Annotated in this window: 24 protein-coding genes and 1 other annotated feature (1 of these 25 running past the window's edge); of the genes, 15 read left to right on the forward strand and 9 right to left on the reverse strand. The window is 52.0% G+C overall.

The genetic code is table 11. The features are described 5' to 3' along the window. Nucleotides 1-11: 11 nt before the first annotated feature. The 4 genes from RB298_RS24560 to RB298_RS24575 are packed head-to-tail and all read left to right on the forward strand — an operon-like array spanning nucleotide 12 to nucleotide 4169. The gene (locus tag RB298_RS24560; protein WP_486049007.1) at nucleotides 12-1244 is read left to right on the forward strand and encodes a glycosyltransferase family 4 protein; all 1233 of its coding nucleotides are present in this window, start codon (nucleotides 12-14) and stop codon (nucleotides 1242-1244) included. 35 nt (nucleotides 1245-1279) lie between these two features. Then, entirely contained in the window at nucleotides 1280-2644 is a 1365-nt protein-coding gene (locus RB298_RS24565; protein WP_096776555.1) for a sugar phosphate nucleotidyltransferase, read from the forward strand. A gap of 34 nt (nucleotides 2645-2678) precedes the next feature. Further along, complete coding sequence (locus tag RB298_RS24570; RefSeq protein WP_015737312.1) at nucleotides 2679-3227, forward strand: VanZ family protein; 549 nt, start codon at nucleotides 2679-2681, stop codon at nucleotides 3225-3227. Nucleotides 3228-3233: 6 nt separating this feature from the next. Then, the gene (locus RB298_RS24575; RefSeq protein ID WP_096776554.1) at nucleotides 3234-4169 is read left to right on the forward strand and encodes an LCP family glycopolymer transferase; all 936 of its coding nucleotides are present in this window, start codon (nucleotides 3234-3236) and stop codon (nucleotides 4167-4169) included. A 119-nt stretch (nucleotides 4170-4288) separates the two neighbouring features. On the opposite strand, the gene RB298_RS24580 is transcribed toward RB298_RS24575, so the two are convergent. Next, nucleotides 4289-6082, reverse strand: a complete 1794-nt coding sequence (locus RB298_RS24580) for a glycosyl hydrolase family 28-related protein (RefSeq protein ID WP_036665170.1) — start codon at nucleotides 6080-6082, stop codon at nucleotides 4289-4291. A 490-nt stretch (nucleotides 6083-6572) separates the two neighbouring features. Between RB298_RS24580 and RB298_RS24585 the strand changes: the two genes are divergently transcribed. Together RB298_RS24585 and RB298_RS24590 are read left to right on the forward strand one after the other, a co-directional pair. After that, nucleotides 6573-7490, forward strand: coding sequence for an ABC transporter ATP-binding protein (locus RB298_RS24585; protein WP_096776553.1), 918 nt, complete (start codon nucleotides 6573-6575; stop codon nucleotides 7488-7490). After that, the gene (locus RB298_RS24590) at nucleotides 7483-8256 is read left to right on the forward strand and encodes an ABC transporter permease (RefSeq protein ID WP_486049011.1); all 774 of its coding nucleotides are present in this window, start codon (nucleotides 7483-7485) and stop codon (nucleotides 8254-8256) included. The genes RB298_RS24585 and RB298_RS24590 overlap by 8 nt, the downstream gene beginning before the upstream one ends. A gap of 136 nt (nucleotides 8257-8392) precedes the next feature. Here RB298_RS24590 and RB298_RS24595 read toward each other — a convergent pair whose 3' ends face one another. Together RB298_RS24595 and RB298_RS24600 are read right to left on the reverse strand one after the other, a co-directional pair. After that, a complete protein-coding gene (locus RB298_RS24595) occupies nucleotides 8393-8812 on the reverse strand; it encodes a bactofilin family protein (RefSeq protein WP_213579706.1) in 420 nt (139 codons plus the stop codon). A 35-nt stretch (nucleotides 8813-8847) separates the two neighbouring features. Beyond that, entirely contained in the window at nucleotides 8848-9819 is a 972-nt protein-coding gene (locus tag RB298_RS24600; protein WP_486049013.1) for a M23 family metallopeptidase, read from the reverse strand. A 270-nt stretch (nucleotides 9820-10089) separates the two neighbouring features. Between RB298_RS24600 and cls the strand changes: the two genes are divergently transcribed. Continuing rightward, nucleotides 10090-11520: a cardiolipin synthase gene (gene cls / locus RB298_RS24605; RefSeq protein ID WP_015737305.1), complete on the forward strand. Its 1431-nt coding sequence runs from the start codon at nucleotides 10090-10092 to the stop codon at nucleotides 11518-11520. Between the two features lie 167 nt (nucleotides 11521-11687). Continuing rightward, the gene (locus tag RB298_RS24610; protein ID WP_015737304.1) at nucleotides 11688-12605 is read left to right on the forward strand and encodes a YitT family protein; all 918 of its coding nucleotides are present in this window, start codon (nucleotides 11688-11690) and stop codon (nucleotides 12603-12605) included. Nucleotides 12606-12664: 59 nt separating this feature from the next. Here the strand turns inward: RB298_RS24610 and RB298_RS24615 are convergent, their stop codons facing one another. Both RB298_RS24615 and RB298_RS24620 read right to left on the reverse strand, forming a co-directional pair. After that, the gene (locus RB298_RS24615) at nucleotides 12665-13735 is read right to left on the reverse strand and encodes a serine hydrolase domain-containing protein (protein ID WP_486049015.1); all 1071 of its coding nucleotides are present in this window, start codon (nucleotides 13733-13735) and stop codon (nucleotides 12665-12667) included. Between the two features lie 44 nt (nucleotides 13736-13779). Further along, entirely contained in the window at nucleotides 13780-14361 is a 582-nt protein-coding gene (locus RB298_RS24620) for a TetR/AcrR family transcriptional regulator (RefSeq protein WP_192570663.1), read from the reverse strand. A 228-nt stretch (nucleotides 14362-14589) separates the two neighbouring features. Here RB298_RS24620 and RB298_RS24625 point away from each other — a divergent pair, with 228 nt between their 5' ends. Next, a complete protein-coding gene (locus RB298_RS24625; protein WP_096776548.1) occupies nucleotides 14590-15663 on the forward strand; it encodes an SPL family radical SAM protein in 1074 nt (357 codons plus the stop codon). On the opposite strand, the gene ligD is transcribed toward RB298_RS24625, so the two are convergent. From ligD to ku, 3 genes are read right to left on the reverse strand one after another with little or no spacing between them, the layout of a single operon-like run. Further along, nucleotides 15646-16563: a non-homologous end-joining DNA ligase gene (ligD, locus tag RB298_RS24630; protein WP_009590907.1), complete on the reverse strand. Its 918-nt coding sequence runs from the start codon at nucleotides 16561-16563 to the stop codon at nucleotides 15646-15648. The two genes, RB298_RS24625 and ligD, sit on opposite strands and share 18 nt — an antisense overlap. 5 nt (nucleotides 16564-16568) lie before the next feature. Further along, nucleotides 16569-17456, reverse strand: coding sequence for an ATP-dependent DNA ligase (locus RB298_RS24635; RefSeq protein WP_255250649.1), 888 nt, complete (start codon nucleotides 17454-17456; stop codon nucleotides 16569-16571). A gap of 24 nt (nucleotides 17457-17480) precedes the next feature. Further along, nucleotides 17481-18410: a non-homologous end joining protein Ku gene (gene ku / locus RB298_RS24640; protein WP_096776546.1), complete on the reverse strand. Its 930-nt coding sequence runs from the start codon at nucleotides 18408-18410 to the stop codon at nucleotides 17481-17483. 208 nt (nucleotides 18411-18618) lie between these two features. Between ku and RB298_RS24645 the strand changes: the two genes are divergently transcribed. Beyond that, nucleotides 18619-18909 carry a hypothetical protein gene (locus RB298_RS24645; RefSeq protein WP_036665182.1) on the forward strand — a complete coding sequence of 97 codons (291 nt, stop codon included), beginning with the start codon at nucleotides 18619-18621 and terminating at the stop codon, nucleotides 18907-18909. Between the two features lie 3 nt (nucleotides 18910-18912). Continuing rightward, nucleotides 18913-19095 carry an H-type small acid-soluble spore protein gene (locus RB298_RS24650; RefSeq protein WP_015737296.1) on the forward strand — a complete coding sequence of 61 codons (183 nt, stop codon included), beginning with the start codon at nucleotides 18913-18915 and terminating at the stop codon, nucleotides 19093-19095. 121 nt (nucleotides 19096-19216) lie between these two features. On the opposite strand, the gene RB298_RS24655 is transcribed toward RB298_RS24650, so the two are convergent. Then, nucleotides 19217-20398 (reverse strand): epoxide hydrolase family protein, encoded by a 1182-nt coding sequence (locus RB298_RS24655; protein ID WP_486049019.1) that lies wholly within the window; start codon nucleotides 20396-20398, stop codon nucleotides 19217-19219. Between the two features lie 260 nt (nucleotides 20399-20658). On the opposite strand from RB298_RS24655, the gene tsaE reads away from it, so the two are divergent. The 4 genes from tsaE to tsaD are packed head-to-tail and all read left to right on the forward strand — an operon-like array spanning nucleotide 20659 to nucleotide 23491. After that, on the forward strand, nucleotides 20659-21129 hold the full coding sequence (tsaE, locus tag RB298_RS24660) for a tRNA (adenosine(37)-N6)-threonylcarbamoyltransferase complex ATPase subunit type 1 TsaE (RefSeq protein ID WP_015737295.1): 471 nt from the start codon (nucleotides 20659-20661) through the stop codon (nucleotides 21127-21129). Continuing rightward, nucleotides 21116-21907 carry a tRNA (adenosine(37)-N6)-threonylcarbamoyltransferase complex dimerization subunit type 1 TsaB gene (gene tsaB, locus RB298_RS24665; protein ID WP_486049020.1) on the forward strand — a complete coding sequence of 264 codons (792 nt, stop codon included), beginning with the start codon at nucleotides 21116-21118 and terminating at the stop codon, nucleotides 21905-21907. The genes tsaE and tsaB overlap by 14 nt, the downstream gene beginning before the upstream one ends. Before the next feature lie 19 nt (nucleotides 21908-21926). Then, entirely contained in the window at nucleotides 21927-22451 is a 525-nt protein-coding gene (gene rimI, locus RB298_RS24670) for a ribosomal protein S18-alanine N-acetyltransferase (RefSeq protein WP_096776542.1), read from the forward strand. Further along, a complete protein-coding gene (tsaD, locus tag RB298_RS24675) occupies nucleotides 22448-23491 on the forward strand; it encodes a tRNA (adenosine(37)-N6)-threonylcarbamoyltransferase complex transferase subunit TsaD (RefSeq protein ID WP_096776541.1) in 1044 nt (347 codons plus the stop codon). Before rimI ends, tsaD begins: the two co-directional genes overlap by 4 nt. A 521-nt stretch (nucleotides 23492-24012) precedes the next feature. Next, nucleotides 24013-24287: a binding site (T-box leader), on the forward strand (it continues 64 nt past the right edge of the window).

A 24287-nucleotide genomic window follows, 5' to 3' on the forward strand; every position in this document is an offset into this window, starting at 1 on the left:
GGGGACATGAAATGAAAAAAGAAATCGTGTTTGTGGCCAATTATTTTCATCCGGATTATGCTTCGTCCGGGCAGCTGCTAACTGAACTTTGTTTGGAGCTCCAGCATGATTTTGATGTGACGGTTATCGCCGTTCAGCCGGAAAACGCAAACCACATCCAGAAGAAAAGAATGTTTGAATACGATCAACTGGAACGTATACGGATTATCCGTCTTCGTACTCCTCAAGTGAATAAGCGAAGCAAATTCAGCCGCATCCTGTTTATTCTCTCCTATTTTCTATTGGCTGTTATCGCATTGCTTCGCATTAAGAAAGTGGATGTCATCTATACGATATCTTCTCCTCCGATTATCGGCGGATTGATTGGCGCCATCGGCAAGGTGCTGAAACGCGGGAAACTCGTCTATAACATCATGGATTTTAATCCGGAGCAAGCCGAAGCTATCAGTTACACGAATCGAAAATGGCTGTTTCGTCTGGCCAAGAGAATGGATAATTTGAGCTGCCGCATAGCCGACCATATCATCACGGTTGGACAGGACATGCAAGAGACGCTGAACAGCCGCTTTCGTGGACGCAGGGTACCGAGCAACAGCGTAATTAATAACTGGACCGACGAGCAGGATATCACGCCGCTGCCCCGCAGCGATGCTAACGTGTCGAAGTTTTTGAAAGATCATGATCTGCAGGGAAAATTTATCGTGATGTACTCGGGGAATCTCGGTCTTTATTACGATCTGGAGAACATTATACGGGTCGCTTCGGATTTTAAGGATCATCCGGATATCCTGTTCGTTTTTATCGGCGATGGCGCCATGAAGCCCGAGATGCAGCGATATGTGGAGGAGAAGGGATTGGGGAATGTTCGGTTCCTTCCGTTTCAGCCTAAAGAAAACATCAAATACTCTCTATGCGCTGCGGATGTCCATTTGGTCGTCAATCAGAAAGGGATCAAGGGCGTCTCGGTTCCAAGCAAAATCTACGGCGTCATGGCCGCAGGAAAGCCGATACTCGGCGTTCTTGAGCAAGGAAGCGAAGCCGCCGTCCTTATTAAGGAAAGCGGATGCGGAGTCGTTGTGGAACCGCAACAATACCGCGAAATCTCCCAGCACATAGCGAATATGTATGCATGCGGTACGGAAACGTTGGAATTGACCGGACGTGGCGGAAGATTGTATTTGGAACGGTATCTTGCCAAGGCTCAGTCAATCGACAAATACCGGACGCTCCTGCAGTCCATATAGATGCTGTGATAAAAGGATGGAGGGAAAGTAGTAAGATGAAGATTATTTTATTGTCCGGCGGTTCGGGTAAGCGTCTGTGGCCTCTCTCCAACGAGCTTCGCTCCAAACAGTTCCTTAAGGTGCTCCCTGGAGAAGAAGGAGAATCCGAGTCCATGGTGCAGCGCGTTTGGAAGCAATTGCAGAGGAGCAACTTGGCGGATTCATCCTTTATAGCCGCAGGCATTTCGCAGATTGAAATTATTCGAAATCAGCTTCCCGGCAGGGTGCCGATCATCGTAGAGCCGCAGCGCAGAGATACGTTCCCTGCGATCGCGCTAGCCGCCGTGTATCTGTATTCCATAGCCAACGTCAATTTACAGGAAACAGTTACCGTACTGCCGGTAGATCCTTTTGTGGAGGAGCCGTTCTTTCATACAATGTCTTCTTTGGATCGCGTTTTGGAAGAGTCCGGAGCGGATATAGCGCTTATGGGGGTCAAGCCAACCTATCCTTCGGAGAAGTACGGTTATATTCTCCCTGAACAGACGGAGGATGCCTCGTGTGGTTACCGCAACGTAAAAAGCTTTAAAGAAAAACCAAGCGAAGAGCAGGCTTCGCAATACATCGCACAATCCGCTTATTGGAACTGCGGCGTGTTCTCTTTTAAGCTGGACTATCTGATCCAGCTTCTGATCGATAAGGGACTGCCGATTCAATATGAGGAAATGTCCAAACAGTATGCAAGGCTCTCGAAGATTAGCTTCGATTATGAGGTGATCGAGAAGGCTCGGCGCGTCGTGGTGGTTCCTTATGAAGGGAGCTGGAAGGATCTGGGCACTTGGAACACGCTTACAGAGGAGATTCCATCGCCGATCAACGGGAAAGGGACCATCAGCGACGATTGCTACAACACCCATTTGATTAATGAACTGGATATTCCGGTAGCGGTGCTGGGACTCTCCAATGTCGTGGTAGCCACTGGCGCAGACGGCATCCTGGTTACGGAGAAATCATCCAGCCCGCGGTTGAAGGAATTTATTTCTCATATCGAACAACGGCCCATGTATGAGGAACGCCGCTGGGGATGGTACCGTGTACTCGATCTGCAAAAGCATAAGAACGGACATGAGGTTCTTACCAAGCGGATTCGGATTGATGCAGGAAAGAACTCCAGCTATCATTATCATCTGCATCGCGAAGAATACTGGACGATCACCAGCGGTACAGGTGAAGTCTGCATTCAAGACCAGGTAAAGTCCGTTCAGGCTGGGGATGTGCTCAAAATACCCGCCGGCACTTTGCATGGAATTCGCGCGCTTGAGGATCTTGAATTCATTGAGGTTCAATCCGGTACCGAAGTATCAGAGGAGGATACGATCCGGTTAACCTTTCAATGGGAAGAGATGACCCAGTTCGTCTAAGGACAAAGGTAATTTCATGACGGGGGAGAATGCCGTGGGCAGAAACAGAAGCAGCTACAGGAGCAGGAGGCTCCTGTTTATCATCGTCATCGTTTTCGTTTGGATGAGCATCATTTTTTTCTTCTCCTCCCAGTCGTACCAGCAGCAGGATCTAAGGCCGTGGCTGCAGGAGCACTTGCCAGAGGCGGCGATTGAACACTGGTTTTCATGGGTTTCGTTTACTTATGCCGGAGAGATCGTTAGCATCGATGCCAAGGGTGTGCCCGGTTTCGTTGAATTTTTTATCCGAAAGGCAGCCCACATCGGGGAATACTTCGTCCTTGGTGGCTTGTTGCTGCTGCTGTTGACGAATTTGCTGCGGATCAGGGCTAGCATAGTCATACCTGTGTCATGGTGCTTGTGCGCGTTGTATGCCGTTAGCGACGAGCTGCATCAAAGCACATCGGGGTACCGCATCTTTAAGGCACAGGATGTTGTCCTGGATTCGATTGCCGCATTGGTCGGAATAACGCTGGTCAGTGCATATACATATTGGAGGTCTATGAAATCGAGGCCGAGGGAAGTGTTAGATCGGAAAGGATGACGAGGCATGAAAAAATGGCTGAAGATTACTGCGGGAGCGCTCGTGAGTCTGACCGTGTTGGCAGGCGGTTATGGTGTGTATGTGTACCAGTCCGTCAAAGCGACGGCTGAACAAATTTATGAGCAGCGGGAACCCTCATCGCCTCCCGCTTTTATAACAGCCGATCCCATCCTGCAGGAAATCCAGACGGCGGATATTGATCGGCGCGAGCCCTTTACGGTGCTTGTGCTGGGAGTAGACGAACGCCCGAATGACCGGGGAAGGTCGGACGCGATGATTATGCTGTCCGTCAATCCGTCGAAACAGTCGATCCTGATGTTTAACATTCCTCGAGACACTCGTACAGTCATCGCGGACCGCGGCACGGAGGATAAAATCAATCATGCCTACGCGTTCGGAGGCATCCAAATGTCCGTACGGACCGTTGAGGAATGGCTCCGATTTCCGGTGAATTATTACGTTAAAGTCAACATGGAGGGTTTTGCGAACATCATAGACGCGCTTGGCGGAGTCGATATTGATAACGCGTTGGCATTTGATTATGAGGGCCATCATTTTGCCAAGGGACGGCTGCATTTGAACGGCCGGGAAGCATTGGCTTTTTCCCGGATGCGTTATGAGGATCCCCGCGGCGATTTAGGCAGGAACTCCAGGCAGCGTCAAATCGTGAAAGAAGTATTGAACAGCGCGCTTGACGTTTCAACGGTCTTCAAGCTTGAAGCTTTGCTTAAGGAGGTCGGGTCAAGCGTAAAGACAGACGTCCGATTTGATGAAATGAAGACGTTTGTAACCGACTATCGCCAGGATATGAAAACCATCAAACAGATCGAAATTCAGGGAGGCGGGCAGAAGATCGGCGGTGTCTGGTATTATCAAGTGAGCGAGAAGGAACGTCAGCGTATCCATCAACTGCTTAAAGAGCATATGGATCGAAACGAATGAGACGATGAGTGCATGGATGCTTAATGGCTCTGACAATGAAACAGCGGGCATGAAAAGAGGGGGAAGACGTTAAGTCTTCACCCTCTCCGTGTTGTATTGCATCATGATCATCGCATCGATTATCCTAACTTGATCCAGGAATGGACGCCTTTTGAACGCTGTTTGCAAATATACAGCGAATCTACCCCGTTACTGTCCTCAACCATGATGATTCGGCCGCGGTGGGCAGCAGAAGCAGCCGGTATCGCAGGCAACGGACTGAGAATCATGCTGCTGGAGCGAACCAATTCGGTAAAGACAGCCGAACTCGCGATCGTTTCCTCCCCGTAAGGAATGTTATTTACCAGATTCGGCAGCACGAATATCGAATGGACTTGGAGATTAAGCGGCTCGTATACCACGAGGTCGACGATGTCCGTGTAGTATTTCTTGAACGTTTTCGTAATGGTAAAGCGTTCGGAGCCGGAAGGAAGAATAAGAGTCAGATCGTTGGTGTCCCCGCCGATATCAATAAATAGCGGTGTTGATTTCCCCGACAGGTTCGTGCCAGACAGCACGAAGGTGTAATATTCATGCTTATGCAGACGTTCTACGGTTCTCATACGGAGCTTGGTCTTTGAGCCGGTTGAACTTTGGGTGACGATACAGCCGGATGGAGCCGCTTGTTTAAAGGCAAAACCCGGGTCAGGTTCGACGGAATACGGGACATCATTCGTAAACATGGCGCTGAGAGACGGGTTTCGAAGCAGGTTATGGCCAGAGGAGCCGATATAAGGTACGGTACGTCGTTCCGTTAAATAGAATGCATCCCGAAATGATGTCCGGTCCGCGATATTCTCGACAACTACGCAGCCGACAGGGTCCTTGATAAGCGTACCGTGTGTCGTATTGGGATGATTGGCTTGAATCCGGTAGTTACGCGGTCCGAGGATGATATCCTGCGATGCCGTAGAACCCGGATCTACGGTGACGATGTATCCTTTATTGGGATTGTAATCCGTGATCGCGTAGTGATCCAGACGGCATCCGTCAATCCACACGCCTGACGTATGTCCGTAAATTCCCACAAAGCTCTCATAGGTCGCTTCCGCATGGCATTCTTCGATCGAAACGGCACGGGCATTATCCAGCTTGATGAGTGGGGCGGTCATCACTTGATTCGCCGCAATCGCGTCCCTCATGACATCTTCCTCGGTGCGTCCCTCTGCAGGAGAAGCAGGGGGGACGGTTTGTTCGCTCCTCTCAAAGGCCGTTGAGGTAATATGAATGCTGTCCGAATTCACAATTTCCAGATGGGGGTAATTTCGCACAGACCTGGAGAAGAAACAGCTATCAATCGTTGTGCACAACACGATATCCTCTAACTTTAAGCCCGTACCCAAGTAACCCGTCTCCTGCCAGAAACGGCAATCGCGAAACGAGATCATATAGCCTCCATAGCCCGATGTGGGATTCGTCCCGCTTCGCATCCCCTGAATATAAACTCCGAATTTTCCTTCACCGCATGCGCTTGAGAAGAAACGCTCAAACATTTGGTGTGCGCCCTGCGGCAGATAGATGCCACCACCCGCAGCGTGGTTAATATAAAAATCCCTAAATAAGATAGTCTCGGCCATGTCTTTATCGCTGTATAGGGCAAAATCTGTTCCCGTATAAATAATACCGCTGTCATACATTCCGTCCCCGTAGATGGTAAGTCCAATTCCTTGCGTGGCGTTGGTGTTGGGCCTTTCCTGTTTCGGTAATACCAAGGTTTGCGTTATGCGATATCGGCCTTTAGGCATATAGATGACGGAATATGCACCGGAGGCACACGCTTGGATCGCTTGTTGGAAGGCTAACGTATCATCTGAAACGCCATCACCTTTTGCACCGAAATTTTTCACATTGGCTTGACTGTTCAGTACAGGCATTTTCGCACCCTCCCATCTGTCGGAATGTTATCCTCATACAAAATATGATCAAGCATCGGCCGGAGTGATGCCAATTCACCTAATTGTCCTTAAATAGCCAAGAAATATTTATGTTTTCGTTTGACAAAAGAGTGCAAATTTATTAGGATACATTTTGTATCAACAACCATTATATCAAGCCATTTCTCATTGGGAGTGGAACATTCATGGAAAATGAACTGAAAATGTACTGTATATGTTGTCGTCGGATCGTGTCGATGATCGAGGGAGTCAGCGTGTTTAAAACCGGTTTCTATCGATACGATATGCCTATGGGCATATGTGGAAAGTGCAAAACGGCTGCATCCAATGAGCTATTTTACATGGCGCAGGACCTTTGAATGATTGGCTGATTCAGACGGCTTGGAGCGGAGTCTATTAGACTCATGCCTGGTATTGTGTATAATGGGGAATATTGAACTTGTTTCGTTAGGGGCAAAGGAGAATTCACATGAAGCAGGAACCGCTGGTAAGACTGCTCGGGGTTACGAAAAAAATATCGTCGAAGGTTCTGGTAGATGATGTGACCTTTGATATCGCACCTGGACAAATCTTCGGATTCCTTGGGCCGAACGGGGCAGGCAAGACGACAACCATCCGCATGATGGTCGGGCTGATGTCCATTACCCAAGGGGATATAACCATCGGGGGATACAGCATTCGGAAAAATTATGAGCAGGCTGCTTCCCAGATCGGGGCGATCGTCGAGAATCCGGAAATGTACAAGTTTCTATCCGGTTACAATAATTTGAAGCATTTTGCACGCATGATGCAGGGGATTACGAAGGAGCGTATCGACGAAGTGGTGGAACTCGTCGGGCTCGGGAACCGGATCCATGAGAAGGTGCAGACCTATTCGCTGGGGATGCGCCAACGGCTCGGAGTGGCACAGGCGCTGCTGCACCGGCCCAAACTTCTGATCCTGGACGAGCCTACGAACGGCTTGGACCCGCAGGGCATTCGGGAGCTGCGTGATTATTTGCGGCGATTGACGCAGGAGGAAGGGACCACCGTATTCGTATCCAGCCATCTGCTGTCGGAAATGGAGCTGATGTGCGATACCGTCGGCATCATCCGTCACGGCAAGCTGGTCGATATTCGGCAGCTTCGCACGGACGGGGGAGAGCGGATGTTTGAAGAGACGGCATTTACCGTCAGCGACGCGGATGCCGCCGCAGCGCTCCTCCAGGACTACCAGGCGACAGCCCGGGAGCATCGCGTCCTTGTTCGCGGTGACCGGGATATGATTGCGGACATCAATGCGGCATTGGTCGAAGCGGGCATACGCGTATATGCCATACAGCCGGTTACCCGGTCGCTGGAGGATCAATTTTTGGAAATGACGGGAGGGGGATCTCTTGTTGAATAACTTTACCCGTCTTGTTGCCAATGAGAATATGAAAATTTACTACCGCGTGCGGACATGGGTCATGCTGGGCATACTTGTCTTATTTAATGCAGCCATGCCTGTCATGCTGTACTTGACGGATGTGCCGATGGATGTCTGGACCGTGTTCACTTGGACGGAGAGTTTCACCATATACCTCAGCGCGATCTTCACGGTTGTCATCGCCGCGGATATCGTGGCCGGGGAATTTAGCGGGGGCACCATCAAATTGCTGCTGATCCGGCCGTGGAGCCGGGGGAAGATTCTGTTATCCAAATTCGCCGCCTTGTGTCTGTTCGGGCTGCTCTGTGCGGGAGTCACCATGGTGGTGGGCATCGCTGTCTCGATGCTGCTGTTCTCCGGCAATGCCGGATTCTCGGACGGATTTGATGGATCGCCCATGAGCAATTCCCTCTTGCTCCTGCTGACGGATACGATCCAGGTGTTTGTCATTTCGCTGATTGCATTTATGCTCTCCACGGTATTCCGTTCAGGCGGCCTTGCGATTGGATTATCGCTGCTGGTCCTGTTTACGAAGGATATCTTCGGTTTTATCTTTAACCCGGAGCGGTTTGTATGGGCGAAGTATTTGCTCTTTCTTCACACCGATCTGAGCGGGTACATCAGCTCGCCCGTCGGGCCGGGAGGCGTAGGGCTGGGCTTTTCCATAGCGATTTTGGCCGTCTATTGCTTACTGTTCATGCTGTTCTCGTGGCTGGCCTTCACCAAGAGAGACGTAGCAGCATAATTCATAACGATGAGAAAAGAGCTCCTTCCGCCGTGTGGGTCACATGGATGAGAAGGGGCTCTTTGATTGTGTCGGCTGCTGGATCCGGCCGAAGCGGATATCGTGTTCGAATTCGGGTGGTCGTCCATACGCCGGGTTAACCTGCTTCCGGACGCTTAAGGGGCAGTGCGGCGTCAATGGATTCCGAGGCTTCCTGAGAAGAGGTCTGCTGGTCCATCCGGCTTGCCCCGTGAAGAAGCCCGCCCTCCATAACGATAAGGGAAGCTGCGTGAACATCCCCGTACATTTGCCCCGTTGTCGTAATCGTTAGTTTATTTTCCGCCGTCACGTCCCCATAGACCTTGCCGGCCACGATGACTTCCCGAGCGGAAATATTGGAGCGGGCAATCGCGGCTTCGCCTATGGTGACGCAGCCTTGGCTTTCGATGGAGCCGTTAAAGCGGCCGTCGATCCTCAGGTCATCCTCGCATTGCAGGACGCCCTCCACTTCGCTTCCTGGCCCGATCAGCGTATCGGTCCGCTCTGTCGCCCGTTTCTTCTTGTTTTTCTTCTTCATCTGTCATTCCTCCTATTCGAAAATGGATGGTGTGCTTATTGCAGATAAGGCAAAGGGTCAATCGTCTGATTGTTTTTGACGACCTGGAAATGAAGGTGGGGGCCCGTGCTTCGCCCGGAGGAGCCCAGCTTGCCAATCGTTTCGCCCTGCTCGACATGATCGCCTGCCGACACGTCCAGGCTGTCCAGATGCATGTACCACGTCTCCAGACCATTCGGATGCCTGATGACGATATACAGCCCCCGCGCCCCGCTGCGTTCCGCTGCCGTCACCTCGCCGGCACCTGCGGCATAGATAGGATCGCCGGTTTTCCCGGCAATATCGATGCCGGCATGATAGGCCGAGCGGCCGGTAAAAGGATCGCTACGATAACCAAAATTCGAGGTGAGCCGCTTGGAGGTGGTCGGCCATAATGAAGGCGTGCCCTCACGCCTTTCCTGGGTTTCCTGGGCCTGATCCAGCGTACGCGGAATATGCTGCTCCATGCGTGAAATCAACTGCTGCATGTTCTCGAAATCATCCTGGGTCTCCTTGGCGAGGTTTAACATTTCATTCTCATGAACGGCAATGAATTCACCGCCGACATGCTGCTTATCTTCGTTAGCGATGGAGGAGGTCTGGCCGGACAGGCTGCCGTGCTTCTCAATAAACTGCTGAAGCTCCTGCTCCAGCTGCTGAACGCGCTCCATCTGGACCTTCGTTTGCTCTGCTTCACCCGATAGCTGAATGATCGCTTTATTTAGGCGTTCGATGGCTTCATCCTTATCGGTGACCGTCACTTCCATCTTTAAGGCTTCCAGGCTTTTCAGCGTCAGCTGCTGCTCCAGCCCCGAGATGGTCTGAGCCGACTGGATCTGGAGGGAAACGATCAGTCCGGCGATGGACAAAATAGCGGCCGCGGGCACCGCTATCATCAAAGGTTTGGACAGATGGACCTGTTTGACTGAATGCTGGGCATCCCGAAGCACCAGCAAGGTTAAGCGTTGTTTACGGTGTGCGGTTTTCATGGCATCTCCCTTCCATGCATTATTTATGGTTTACAAGGGCACCCGCTAGACTTGGCCAACTCCTTATCTAGTATGTATTCTATTCTTTCGAAGAACATGTCAAAAATTATTAGATAAGAGAACTTATTCAGTATGGCGCCGCATTGGGTAATTGAATAAATACATATGGAATTGGTCAATGATGTAGTGTAGTTAATTGCTTGTCTTTCATTTCAAACGTTTTGACAAAGGGCTGCTCAATATATTATTCATCGTGAGGAGGCTGCCGATATGGTGTGGCTTCTGGTTGCACTTATTACTTTTATTTTGCAGATGGTTGCGGTGCTGCTGCTTGAGTTTCGAAATCCGTCCAAGGCCGTGGCATGGCTGTTTATTTTATTTTGCCTCCCCTTTATCGGGTTTGTACTCTATTTCTTTGTGGCGCAGGATTACCAGAAGCGATTGAAGATTCGCAAGCGGGGTTCCCGTTTGTTTCAGGAAATCAGGGCGCATTTGTGGGATCGGGCGGCGGTCGTCAGAAGAAAAGGAGATATGAACAATCCCGGCTTTCATCATAATGACCGTTTGTTCAATCTGCTCAATCACTTGTCGGAGAGTCCCATCACGGGCTGTAATCAAAGCCGGGTGTTGACCGATGGGGAAGAGACGTATGAGGCCATGCTGAACGCCATGGAGGAGGCCAAGGATCACATTCACGTGGAGTTTTACATCTTTCGCCATGACCGGATCGGCACGAAGTTTCAGGACGTCATGATTCGAAAAGCGCAGGAAGGCGTCAAGGTGCGCCTGGTTTGTGACGGGCTGGGCAGTTATAAACTCAAGAAAACATTCATTCAACGCTTCAAAGAATCGGGAGTGGAGTTCTATTTCTTCCTGCCCGCAATGGTCTCGATGTTCAGCCGCAGAATCAATTACCGGAACCACCGCAAAATCGTCGTCGTGGACGGCACGATCGGTTTTCTGGGCGGCATTAACGTCGGGGACGACTATCTCGGCGAATATCCGAATATGGGCTACTGGCGCGACACGCATCTGGAAGTAAAGGGGGATGCGGTCTATTTTCTGCAAAATGTGTTTCTGCACGATTGGAAGCTTGCGTCCGGAGAGCGCATTGCGGATTTCGGGCTGTTTCCGGAGCATCAATGCACCGGGGAGGAGCAAGTGCAGATATTGAGCAGCGGACCGGATCTGAACTGGAATGCCATTCAGGAAATGTGCTTCGGGGCGATTTCCGTGGCCAAAGAACGGATATGGATCACCACGCCGTATTTCATTCCCGATGAAGGAATTTATGAAGCCCTGAAGACGGCTGCGGTGAGCGGCGTGGACGTACGGATCATTATTCCGGATCACGCCGATTCCCGCCTCGTCAAGATGGCAAGCTTGTCCTACGTGGAAGAGCTGCTGGCAGCGGGAGTCAAGTTCTACGAGTATGAAAAAGGGTTCATCCATGCCAAGGTGCTCATTGTGGACGAGCTTCTCGGTTCGGTCGGTACGGCGAATATGGATATGCGGAGTTTCTTCTGTAACTTCGAGCTGACGGCCGTGCTGTTCGATCGGCTGCCTATTGAGCGGTTGGTTTCGGATTTTAAGGAAGATCTGCAACATAGCAGGCTTATTGATGCGGAGGTGTTCCGTCAGCGCGGAAGATGGCAGAAAGCGGCCGAAATTATGTGCAGGATGCTGTCGCCATTGCTGTAAAAGTAATATTTTACATGAGATGTGAGAATGACGGAAATCCGAGTAAAAAGCAGGATAAACTGCGAAAAATCTATGTCCCGCTTTTATTTATATGATAGAATATTTATATAGGATCCACTTATAAATATATATTAGCTTGGTTTCATAAAGTTGAACGGGGGAGATTTATGTCAAGTGATGTGAAGATTCTGGCGCAAGTGAAAGCGGAGCAGCAGAAGCCGGAGAATCCCAAGGCAGGCTCAGCGACCTTGAAGCTTCTCCGCCGTCTGGTGTTCTTAACTTTCGGCGCGATTTTGATGGCAGTAGGGCTGGAAATCTTTCTGGTGCCGAACAAGATTATTGACGGAGGGATTACCGGAATCTCGATTATGGTTTCCCATATCACCGATATTCCGCTGGGTGTATTCCTGACTTTGTTCAACCTTCCGTTTTTGTTTATGGGATATAAACAGATCGGAAAAACCTTTGCATTATCCACGCTGTTTGCCGTATTGGTCATGTCCGTCGGCACTTATTTCCTGCATCCCGTCGATCCGATCACGATCGATCCGCTGCTTGCGGCCGTGTTCGGCGGCGTGCTTCTCGGAATCGGGGTCGGCCTTGTTATCCGGTCCGGCGGTTCCTTGGACGGCACGGAAATCGTGGCCATTCTGATCAACAAGAGAACGCCGTTCTCCGTCGGCGAAATCGTGATGTTCATCAACGTATTCATTCTAGGCAGCGCAGGTTTCATTTTCGGCTGGGACCATGCCATGTACTCGCTGATTGCGTATTACCTTGCGTTTAAGTTGATCGATATTACCATTGAAGGCATTGATCAATCCAAATCGGTTTGGATTATCAGTGATAAGCATAAGGAGATCGGTGATGCGCTGACCCAGCGTTTGGGACGCGGCGTAACCTACCTCGAAGGCGAGGGCGCTTATTCCGGAGACAGCAAGAAGGTTATCTTTGTGGTTATCACTCGCCTGGAAGAAGCAAAGCTCAAATCCATTGTGGAAGACTGGGACTCCCAGGCCTTCGTAGCCGTCGGCAACATCCATGATGTGAAGGGCGGCCGCTTTAAGAAAAAGGCAATCCATTAATACAATCATTTCAGGCTCCACCCGGTGCGAGAGTTAGCGCGGGCGGAGCCATTTTTTGTTTAAAGAGTATCGGCTTGCAGGCGCAGCGCCTTCTTCTCGCGCACATAATGACGAATGATTCGCGACATGGCCTGGACGGCGGCGGATTGACCGACGGCCTGGTTCACGGTTCCGGTGAAATAGAGGCCCGACTCCGGGTGATGGAAGGCAAATGCCCCGGATTGGCCCCAGTGGCCGATGAGTCCGCGTCCCAGACTGAAAGGAGATAGCGGCTGTCTTGAAATGCCGATGCCATAGAAGAAGGGGCCGGGAGCAAACAGGAAGTTCCACTGCCTCTGGAGCTCCCTCAAATCACCCAGCGGAAACAAATCCCCGTTAAAAAAGGATCGCAAAAACGTCATCGTTTCCCTTGCCGTGGAGACGATCCCGCCCTCCGCACCGACTGATGCCATATACAAGGGAAGGTCCAGTCGCTTCTGCTTGTAATGGAACGGAACGGGGGACGCATCCTCCGGGTCATGATAAAAATAGGTTTGCGTCAGCTTGAGCTTGTCGAAGATGTATTCCTGGAATACGGCCTGAATGGATTCGCCCTTGATATTCTCGATGATTTGGCCAAGCAGCCGATAGTTGGTGTCGGAATATTGGGCTTTTTTCTGCTGTCCCGGTTTGAATTTAGGCGTTTTCCTTTTGGCAGCAGCCAGGACTTGGTCCAGGCTCCAAGCTCGATCCTTCCCGGCGATCAGATTCGAGAAGACGGTTTCCGAGAAATAGTCCGGGATGCCGGACGTATTGGACATCAAATGCTGAACGGTGATTTCTTCGCCGTAATCCCGGTTCTTAAACCTGTGGAGCCCGGTCATAATCTCTTCGGGCAGGTGCTTGCCAATGGGATCATGGAGCTCCAGCCGCCGCTCGGCGCGTAATTTCAAGAGTACGGCAGTCACGTACAACTTGGTCACGCTGGCAATGAAATAGCGGTCGTCAGGCTGCATATCACCTCCGCTGCCGACTATGGACAATGACCGCTCCTGGTCCTCGACGCACATCACTGTGCTAAACACATTTCTTTTATTGGCGATTTGAGTCACACATGCATCCAGAACCGATTGCTTCAGGATTGTTCCCATTGCCGTTCTACCTCCCATGAATCGTAATTTTTCTTTCCTTCAGTTTAGATTCCGTTTCCCTCATGTTTCCGGGCACGCGCAGCACGTATGAACGCTTCAGCGGCTTCGTCCATCATATTCATCATCTGCTCGTCATCCACGTTCTTCGTGAACAGATCGTTTGCCACCATGACGCAGAGACCTGTCTGAAACACCTGCATGTTCAATAAAATAGATTGCAGCTCCTGATCCGAAAATCCGCCGAGCTCCGGATCCTGCCTCATCAATCCGATAACTTCGTCCAGTTGTTCCGGCGTATTCTTCATATGGGGATTGTCCTTCATCATGAGGTCCCGATAAAGCACGGGATATTCCTTGGCAAAGCGGAGACTTGCCATGCCGATATCCCGGAACGGCTGTCCGGATTGCTGCTCCATGATCATTCCTCTGGCCACATGGAAGGCTCTTTCGACGACCTGCTGAAGCAGTTCCTGGACGTCGTTGAAATTGACATAGATCGGCGCGATGGAGCTGCCGAGACGTTCGGCTACTTTTCGGATCGTAATGGACTCGATGCCATCCGTTTTGGCAATGTCGAATGCGGCTAGCACGATATCTTGTTTGGTAAATTTCGTTTTTGGTGCCATGATGTCTACAGCTCCTTAAGTTATTCATATGTAGAACGATCAATATATATCACTTGATATATATTGATTATAAAGAGTAATTGGAGCGATTTCAATCCGGTCATCATGAAGCATTCATGGAATCAGGATTTGTAAATCCAGTAAAACCCACTTATAATAAGAACATATGTTTGTTAAAATAAAGAATAATGACATAGAGCATGGCAGGTCCAGGGAGGAGGAAGCGGAATGGCTCGTACGCAATATGAACGCATAACCACCAAGCAAACATTAAACCGAGTGAAGGAAGAGCGGATGCCCTTCGATTGGTCCATCAATCCGTATCGAGGTTGCGGACATGGCTGCAGCTTTTGCTATGCCCGCGCATTTCAATCGTTTATCGGGATGGGAGCGGAAGACGAGTTCCAGCACCATATTTTTATGAAGTCGAATGCGGCGGAAGCGTTGGAGAAGCAGTTGTCGAGCGCGGCGAGGAAGTTTAACTATGACATTGAAGCGATGCGGAGATCGATCGGACAGGTGACGATCGGAACGGCAACCGACCCGTACCAGCCGATCGAGGGCAAGGAGACCCTTACGCGGGAATGTCTGAAGCTGCTCGCTAAATACCGCATTTCTACCAGCATTACGACGCGTTCTCCGCTCGTATTGAGGGACTTGGATATCTTGACCCGGATGGAGAACGTGTCCGTCAACATGAGTCTCAACACGCTGAGCGGGGACGTCATCCGGAAGCTGGAGCCGGCATCGCCTCATCCGGAGGCCAGGCTTGATGCGATTCACAGATTATCGGCTGCAGGCATAAGAACAGGCTTGTTTGTGGCGCCTGTGCTGCCATTTTTGACGGACGAGGAGCCGGAACTGAAGGAGCTCTTGTCCCAGGCCAAGGAAAGAGGCGTTTCCTTTGCGATGATCTCCTTGCTGAGACTGTCGCGCGACGTGAAGAAATGGTACCTCGAAACGCTGAAACACCACTTTCCCGAGGTGGTTCAATCCTACCGCGAGTTATATGGGCAAGGCGCTTATGCGGAAGAGCATTACGTTCGTTCCTTCAAGTCGATGGCGTCCAGGCTGTTGAACGAATATGGGCTGAGCGGATTGACCATGGGGGCACCTGCTGCCGTTAACCGGTCCGGACTGATTGCAGCCTCGGAGAACGATACATCGGATGAAGGGGCCAACGATCACCCTGCGAGGGAATGGGCTGCTCCTGTAAGTCCAAGGCAGCTTCCTCAACCGGCGGCCCCGGTTTCCGGAGAGGAGCTTACACCCGATGTTGAGCAGCTATCCTTTCCTTTTTGACGCTGCCTTACCCTTTGGCAACAGATGCCGGATGACATTCTCGATCGGTTGGGGCGGCAGGGTCTGCAGCAGGTCGCCCTTTTCCCTCAGCCGTTCTTCGATGTTCAGCAGGTGAAACTCCGTGGGAGAAACGTCCTGGCGGACTTCGTCCCACGTGAGCGGCGTGGAGACGGTCCCGAGCCGCCGGGCCCGCGGGGTATAAGGAGCGGCGAGCGTCCTTCCGCTGTAGTGCTGAAGATAATCGAAGTAGATTTTATCGCCGCGGTTCTTCTTCAGCCGCTCGATGGTGAACAGCTTCGGGAACTTCTCCGTCACGTATTGGCCCACGAATTGGCCAACCGTTCGAAGTTCATCGAACGTTACGCCTTCCGGAATCGGAACGATGATCTGCACTCCGGTCGCTCCCGAGGTTTTCGGGACGGAGGACAGGCCCAGGGAGCTCAGCACGTCCCCTACAATAGCCGTCGCCTCCATAATCCGGGGCTCCTCCGGGAGCGTGGGATCCAAATCGATCATCCATTCGCAGGGCAGATGGCTGCCTGCCAGATGCAGAGAAGGGTGAAACTCAAGCGCAGCCAGATTCCCCAGCCAGAGCAGCTCCGGCAGCCCGTTGAGCAGCACGTAGTTAATATTTTCGTGCACATAAGTCTGAACAAAGGGCGGCAGCGGCTCGGGTGCATTTTTCTGGTAGAAGGATTCGCCTTGGGCTCCGTGCGGATACCGGATGGTCGTGAGCAGCCTGCCCCGGCAGTACCGGAGCAAGAAAGGCGAGATGGCCGCAAGCTTTTGCAAATACATTGCCTTGGTAATGCCGACCTCCGGCCACAGCGGTTTGTCGGGATTCGTAATTTGAATCTCTTGCCCCTCGATCGTCAGGGTGCCTTTAACGGTACGAGCCATATGGTTTACACCCCCTCAATCGATACGAGTTTGGGATGGCGCATCATGCCATCCTGGCTCCACTCGAGAAATGTGACCTGGACTGATAAAGGCTGGCTAAGCCAGGCCAGCTGTTCTTTCTTCAGGTCGGTATGGAGCGTTCTCCATACCGCGTCAGCACGATGGCTTTCGGCATATTGCAGCAGTTTCTTCTTCGTTTGCTCATTGAGCCCCAGGGAAGCCCGGCCGATGTAGTTCCCATCGTCGTCTGCGATGACGAGGCTGGCTACGCGACCTTCCCTGATGATCATGGCGACGGCGGAGGCTGCCATGTTCACGGCAATTTTCTTTTTGTACCAATCCCGATGCTTTTTGCCCTCACGGTATGGCGAGGAGAGGCGCTTCATGACAATGCCCTCCCAACCGCGCTGTTCCGCCCAGTCCCATAACGGTTCGCCTTCAAGAAACAGATCGGCGGTCAGCAGGCCCGGAATGTCGGAAACCGTCTCCTTGAGACGATGATGACGTTCCAGATAAGGCAGCTTGCGCAAGTCCTCGTCGCCATCCACCAAGATATCGAACAGCACATAAGTAAACAGAGGAGCGCTCGTACTGACCGTACGCGAACGCTCCCGCTGAAGAACCTTCTGAAAGACGGGGCGGCCAAGCTCCGGATGAAAATACACGACCTCGCCATCCAGGAGAAGACGCCGATCCTGCAGGACGGATAAAGCCTGAACGATTTCGGGGTACAGGGATGTTTTGTCGAGCAGCTTGCGGGAATACAGGGATACGCGGTTCTGGTCAAGCCCGGCCAGAATGCGTACGCCATCCCATTTCAGCTGATAACCCCAATCTTCGCCGGTCGTAATCTGATCCGTCGAGATCGGAGCCATCGGCTCTTTCGGCAGCAAATTTTGCAACTGTCCCATGCGGCTTTAGGATGGGGAATCGGATTTCTTGGATTTGGCCGTCCGGCGTTTCGGCTTTGGTGCATCCGCGTCAGCTTCCCCGCCGCTGACCTTGGCTGCAGGCTCTTTGGCAGCGGTCTTCCGGGTCGTTTTACGCGGCTTCGGCTTGGTGCCCGGGTCCGTTCCGATCGGCTTGACGGCCTCGATGCTGGCCTGAAGGGCCGCCATCAGATCCACAACGTTGGTCTCCTGACGAGCAGGGGCAATCTTGATCTCTTCGCCGGACACTTTGCTGTTGATCAGGTCCAGCAGGCGTTCGCGATAATCATCCGTATATTTTTCAGGGTCAAAGGGAGTCGACAACTGGTCAATCAGCAGTTTGGCCATATCCAGTTCCTTGGCGTTGACCTCGGTTCGCTCAGGCAAATTCGGGACCTGCGAAATCGGCCGGATTTCATCCGGGTAGAAAATCGTCTCGATCGACAGGCATTCATCCAGCACGCGAATCGCAGCCAAACTGCTCTTGGAGCGAATGGCAATTTTGGCGATGCCGATTTTGCCGGACTGCTTCATCGCTTCCAGCAGCAGCCGGTATGCATTGGCACCTGCTTGATCAGGCGAGAGATAGTAGGTCTTCTGGAAGTAGATCGGATCGATCTCGGTCAGATCGACAAAGTCCAGAATGGTGATGTTTTTGCTGTTCGCTTCGGCGAGCTGCTCCAGCTCTTCTTTTTCGAACAACACGAATTTCCCCTTCTCGTACTCATAGCCCTTCGTAATCTCCTCCCAGGCAACCTCCTCTTCACATACCGGACATTTGCGGATGTAGGAGAGCGGGCTGCCGCACTCCTTGTGAATGTACCGCATCGAAATATCCTTGTCTTCCGTAGCCGAGAACATCTTCACCGGCACGTGCACCAGACCAAAGCTGATCGCGCCCTTCCAAACCGTATGCATTCTATGAAACCTCCTATCAAGTTCTAATATGTTTTGGGTATGACCGTGTAGTAAACGCAATAAACGACGACTATAATTTTTTGAACTACCTCTATTAGTGTGCCCAAAAAAAGACTCTAGTATGAGTTATAGCTCAGGATTGCATAATTAGAACCTGTTTGTGGCATATTGACGATGAACGCTGCCTGTAAAAGGAGGTAATCTTCTCATGATGGAGTCTAGAGAAACCGAAACGTCGGAAGAGATACAGAAGGACAGAGCCTCGGACCATTCCGCATCCGAACCGGTGAACGGCGACATGGTGGATTGGAACAGCCTGACCTCGGAGGAGAGCGAGATCTCTCGGGAATCTACCATGTTCGATATTGACCGAATGATTAACGAAGGCCTTGGCGGAGGCAATGTCACGATGGATAACGGACTGATCGGCCCATCCACCACCGACACGATGGAGGTCGTGGACGAATCGCCAAGAGAACCGGAAGAAGGAGGATCATAACGTATGGAGATGCAGCGCGCCGTGGAGATTTTTAACTCCAAGGATACTTACAAGGTGAACCTGGAAGGGGAGCCAGTCTGGATCGAGCAGATCGATCCGCAGAACGGGATGGCTACCGTTCAGGTTGGTTCCCGTCCGACCAACACGCTGACGGTGAATGTGGACCGGCTGAAGGAAGGCGAATAGCCTGATTAAAGGGGCTTAGCTTCCTTGCAGAAGCTTGAAATGGCATGAAAACACACCTTGTTCGGGTTTCCGTACTGTCGGAAACCGGATAAGGTGTGTTTGGTTTGCGTATAATTTGCCGTTAACGCAGCCCTCTGAAAAATAATTGGATATCATCCATCAGCAGATCAGGAGCTTCCAATGCGGCGAAATGGCCGCCCCGGTCGAACTCCGACCAGTGCACGATGTTGTATTGGCGCTTGACCATACTGCGGATCGAGAGGTCCTTAGGGAAAACCGCGACGCCGGTAGGTACCGAGGAATACGGTGCCGGCGCTCCCCAATTGCCGGCGCTTTCTTTATAGATTCTTGCAGATGAGCCTGCTGTTGCTGTCAGCCAGTAGATCGAGACATTCGTAAGAAGGAGATCAAGGTCTACCGCCTCTTCAGGAAGACCTGCGGTTGGATCGGTCCACTCCTTAAACTTCTCTACAATCCATGCTAGCTGCCCAACCGGGGAATCCGTTAAGCTGTAGGATAGTGTCTGGGGTCTGGTCGCTTGCAAAATGGCGTAGCCGGACCCGTCAAAGCCGCCTCCGGCTAATTCATCATAGCGCAGCTGCTCTGCAGCGGTGAGGTTCTCGGTTTCAGCCGGATCGCCGCTCGGAAACACCGACAAACCATTGCAATGAACGCCAACGATACGCTTTGCGGCAATCCGGCCAAGCTCAGCCGAAACCATACACCCCGTATCCCCTCCTTGAGCTCCATAACGTTCATACCCTAGTCGAAGCATAAGTTCATCCCATGCTTTTGCCACGCGCTCGATATTCCATCCCCGTTCCTTTGTGTGCCCGGAGAAGCCGAAACCCGGGAGGGAGGGAATAACGAGATGGAAAGCGTCGGACGGATTTCCGCCGTACTTGCTTGGGTTGGTGAGCGGTTCAATCATATGCATAAACTCCACGACCGATCCCGGCCAGCCATGGGTAACGATTAGAGGCAGCGCATCGGGTTCAGGTGAGCGAACATGCAGGAAGTGAATGTTTTGTCCATCGATCGTGGTCGTAAATTGTGGGAATTGATTCAACATGGTTTCATATTTACGCCAATCGTACGAATCCTTCCAATAGGCGGACAGCTTCTTCAAGTAAGGAAGCGGCATGCCATAATCCCAGTGGTTATCCTCCAGATCATCAGGCCAGCGGGTACGGCTCATACGTTCCTTAAGATCCATCAGGTCCGCCTCCGGAATTTGAATGCGAAAGGGAGTTATGGTCGTTTCTGAAAAAGAGATAACGTTCGGTTGGTTTGTTCCGTTCATTGTCATCCTCCTATGTTTTTTTATCATGGTTCCTCCGGGTGCTTGTTTCACTATAGTGCTTGAACTTTGACTACATCGTGTCAGTGTTTGAAATTCGAGTAACCCTTTCTTTTTTCATCTCTGCCAATCCAGAAAAACGCATGTTCTTGCAGCGGATTGGGAGGACCGATATAATGAAGATCAAGTATTTTGAGATATGGGCAAACTAAACAAAGGGTGGGTTATCAGTGAATAATGGCCGTACGGAGGGCCGGTTTCGAATGACTTCAAGCAGTCTGGAGGAGACGGAGCAGCTTGCTGCTTGGCTGGCCGCGAGGGCGGAGCCGGGGACCGTCATCGGTCTGGACGGGGATCTTGGAGCAGGAAAAACGGCATTCTCCCAACAATTTGCACGGCACCTTGGGGTGAACGGGGTTGTGAATAGTCCGACGTTTACCATTATTAAAGAATATGAGGGGCGTCTGCCGCTCTACCATATGGATGTATACCGTTTGTCGGTCGATGAGGCGGATGAGCTTGGGCTGGACGAATATTTTTATGGTGACGGGGTTTGTCTCGTGGAATGGAGCAGCCTGATCACCGAGCTTATGCCTGAGCAGTATCTCCATATCCAGCTAGAAACGACGGGCGAAACGAACCGGATCATCACACTTTCAAGCCAGGGCGGGCCTTATGGCGAGTGGTGCCGGGATTTGAATGAAAAATGGGGTAGCATGAATGAACAACAATGACAAAAAGCCGCAGCAGCGGTTTTTGGCGCTGGATACGTCAACGGCTTCGCTGGCGGTATCCGTGATGGAGCAGGACAAGCTGCTGTCGGAGGTTAACACGAATGCGGACCGCAACCACTCGGTGCACCTGCATCCCGTGATGGATCAGGCGCTTGCGGAAGCCGGCCTTGGCATGGACCAGGTAGACGGCATTGCCGTAGGAGTGGGGCCAGGTTCCTATACGGGCATCCGCATAGCGGTGACCGCAGCCAAAACATTGGCATGGGCCAATCAGCTTCCGGTCGTCGGGGTATCCAGCCTGCATGCTTTGGCATGGGGGGGCTTGAAATCCGGATGGAGCGAGACGGCGGGAGAAAAGGGAGTCCACTGGGTCGTTCCGCTGCTGGATGCCAGACGGGGACAAGTGTATACGGCATTATTCGCTGCCGATTCAAAACGCCAAGCGGAAGCGCCGGTACGTATGGAGACGGACGGCATCCGCCTGATGCAGTCCTGGGTGGTAGCCATAGAGGAACGAATCAGCAAGCTGCCTGAAGGGGAGCGCCCGGTCTGCATATGGTTTATCGGGGAAGTGGAGCTTCATGCGGAGGCCGCTCGAGGTCTGGAGCCGTGGTTTGGAGACAGGCTCCGGATTCATCCGTACTCGCTGGAGGGCCGCTGGATGGGGTATCTGGGAGCAGCCAGATTACTCGCCGGGGAAGCGGATGATGTGCATACCTTGGTGCCCAATTATACACAGCTTTCCGAAGCGGAAGCGAACCTGCTGCGCAAGCGGTGAAGGGAGCGTAGGATTCGTAATGGACGAGCAGAAGAAGCCGGCGGACGGTGAAGAAGGTTTGTCCTTCCGGCTGATGACCCTGGAGGATATACCGGAGGTTCTCAAGGTGGAGCGCGAAGCGTTTACCGTGCCCTGGACCGAGGAAGCCTTTCATAATGAACTGAAACTGAATCATTTTGCGCGTTATATGATTATGGAATACGAAGGCCGAACCGTAGGGTATGCCGGCATGTGGACAATCGTGGATGAAGCGCACGTCACGAATATTGCCCTGCTGGAGCAGTATCGCGGACGCAAGTGGGGCGATCGGCTGCTGACCGAACTGATGAAGACAGCTGCCTATATGGGGATGGAGAAAATGACGCTCGAGGTTCGGGTGTCCAATCACGTTGCCCAGCGTTTATATATCAAAAAAGGGTTTAAACCAGCCGGTGTCCGGAAGGGGTATTATTCCGATAACCAGGAAGACGCACTCATCATGTGGGCAGATCTGCCCCCTTATCGGGAGGACGATGGCGAGGAAGGAAGTCAAAGGCTATCATGAAGGATGAAAAAATAGACCGGCAGCACAGCTGCATTTTGGCGATAGAAACGAGCTGCGATGAAACCTCGGTTGCCGTCGTAAAGGATGGCTGCGAGGTATTGTCCAGCGTCATTGCCAGCCAGATTGAAACGCATAAAGCATTCGGCGGGGTGGTGCCCGAAGTGGCCTCCCGCAAGCATGTGGAGAGCATTACATTAATTATTGAGCAGGCCGTAGCCGAGGCCGGGATCGAAATGAAGGATTTGTCGGCGATCGCCGTCACGCAGGGTCCCGGTTTGGTCGGAGCGCTTCTCGTGGGCGTCATGGCGGCCAAAAGCCTGGCCTTTGCGCTGGGCAAGCCGCTGATCGGCACGCATCATATTGCGGGTCATATTTACGCAAACCGCTTTGTGGGCGACATCGCCTATCCTTGCATGGCGCTGGTTGTTTCCGGCGGCCATACCGAGCTGGTCTACATGAAAGACGAGGGCAGCTTTGAGTTAATCGGCAGGACGCGGGATGATGCGGTTGGCGAAGCGTACGACAAGGTGGCAAGGGCGCTTGGATTCCCGTATCCCGGAGGCCCACATGTCGACCGAATGGCCTTGGAAGCCGAGGAAGTCGTGGATCTTCCCCGCGTATGGCTGGAGCCGGATTCTTATGACTTTAGCTTCAGCGGTTTGAAATCGGCTGTATTAAATGTCGTCAATCAGAGCAAAATGCGTGGAGAGGACGTTCGGACGGAAGCGATAGCCCGGGGCTTTCAGGAATCCGTCGTGGAGGTGCTTGTGGAGAAGGCGGTTCGCGCGGTCAAAGCATACGATGCCAAACAGCTGCTGCTGTGCGGGGGCGTAGCCGCCAATCGCGGACTTCGTCAAGCATTGTCCGAGCGGTGCGGGCAGGAAGGAATCCCGCTGACGATCCCGCCATTTCAATATTGCACCGATAACGGAGCGATGATTGCGGCCGCGGCGCATTTGAAATGGAAGCGGGAGAGCTTTACGCCGCTGGATATGAAGGCTGATCCGCAAATGTCGCTGGAATTTTGGGCTGAACATTAAGCTAAAGCTTCTTGACACGTCTCTGTCCAGAACGTATAATCATGATCAAATTCCAGAATGTTGAAACGCAAAGAACAGGACCAGTAAGGTGAACCTTGGATGAAGAGAGCTGCGGGACGGTGCAACGCAGACGACAGGAGCCTGAACTCACCTGGGAGCGGAGCAGGGGAACCTCGCGCAATGAAATGCCTCTAAGGCAGAGATGACATTGCGGAGCTTGACCTTGCTACGGGATGGCCTCCGTGAGAACGGCTGCGCACAAATCCTTTGTGATTTGGCGATGGAGGGGGCTTTAAGGTCCGGGTTTGCAATGACCTAGGATTTAGAGTCAACAAGAGTGGTACCGCGATAGGATAGCCTGTCGTCTCTTGCATAAGAGATGGCAGGCTTTTTTGCATGGTGAGGCAGCGGGAACTCGGATCAGGCAGAAGGCGTATAACAACGAAGAAGTGCTTAAAGAGTTAAAGATACCCGGTAAAGGGAGCCGGATATCAGGAAGCTTTTGCATAACAGCATATCGTATAAACGCGATGAACGGGAGCAGTAGAAGGGAGCTGTCTACAGAGAGCTGCGGTTTTGGTGCAACGCAGCGGCAGCAAGCTTCGAATCTCGCCCGGGAGCGGAAGAGGGAACGTCTGCAGGTCGGATGATTTGATCGATCCGGATCGAATGCCAAGAATGCAGATAGGACTCTCTTACGGCGTTCCTCCGTCATCGGGAAGTCCATTCTCTTCATGACCCGGCCGGCATGAGGAGATCATGGACGGTGAGTGGACACGTGCGTGCGTCAGCATCG

The organism is Priestia sp. BR_2 (assembly GCF_041954005.1).
In the GTDB taxonomy this organism is placed as follows: Bacteria; Bacillota; Bacilli; order Paenibacillales; family Paenibacillaceae; genus Paenibacillus_AQ; species Paenibacillus_AQ lautus_A.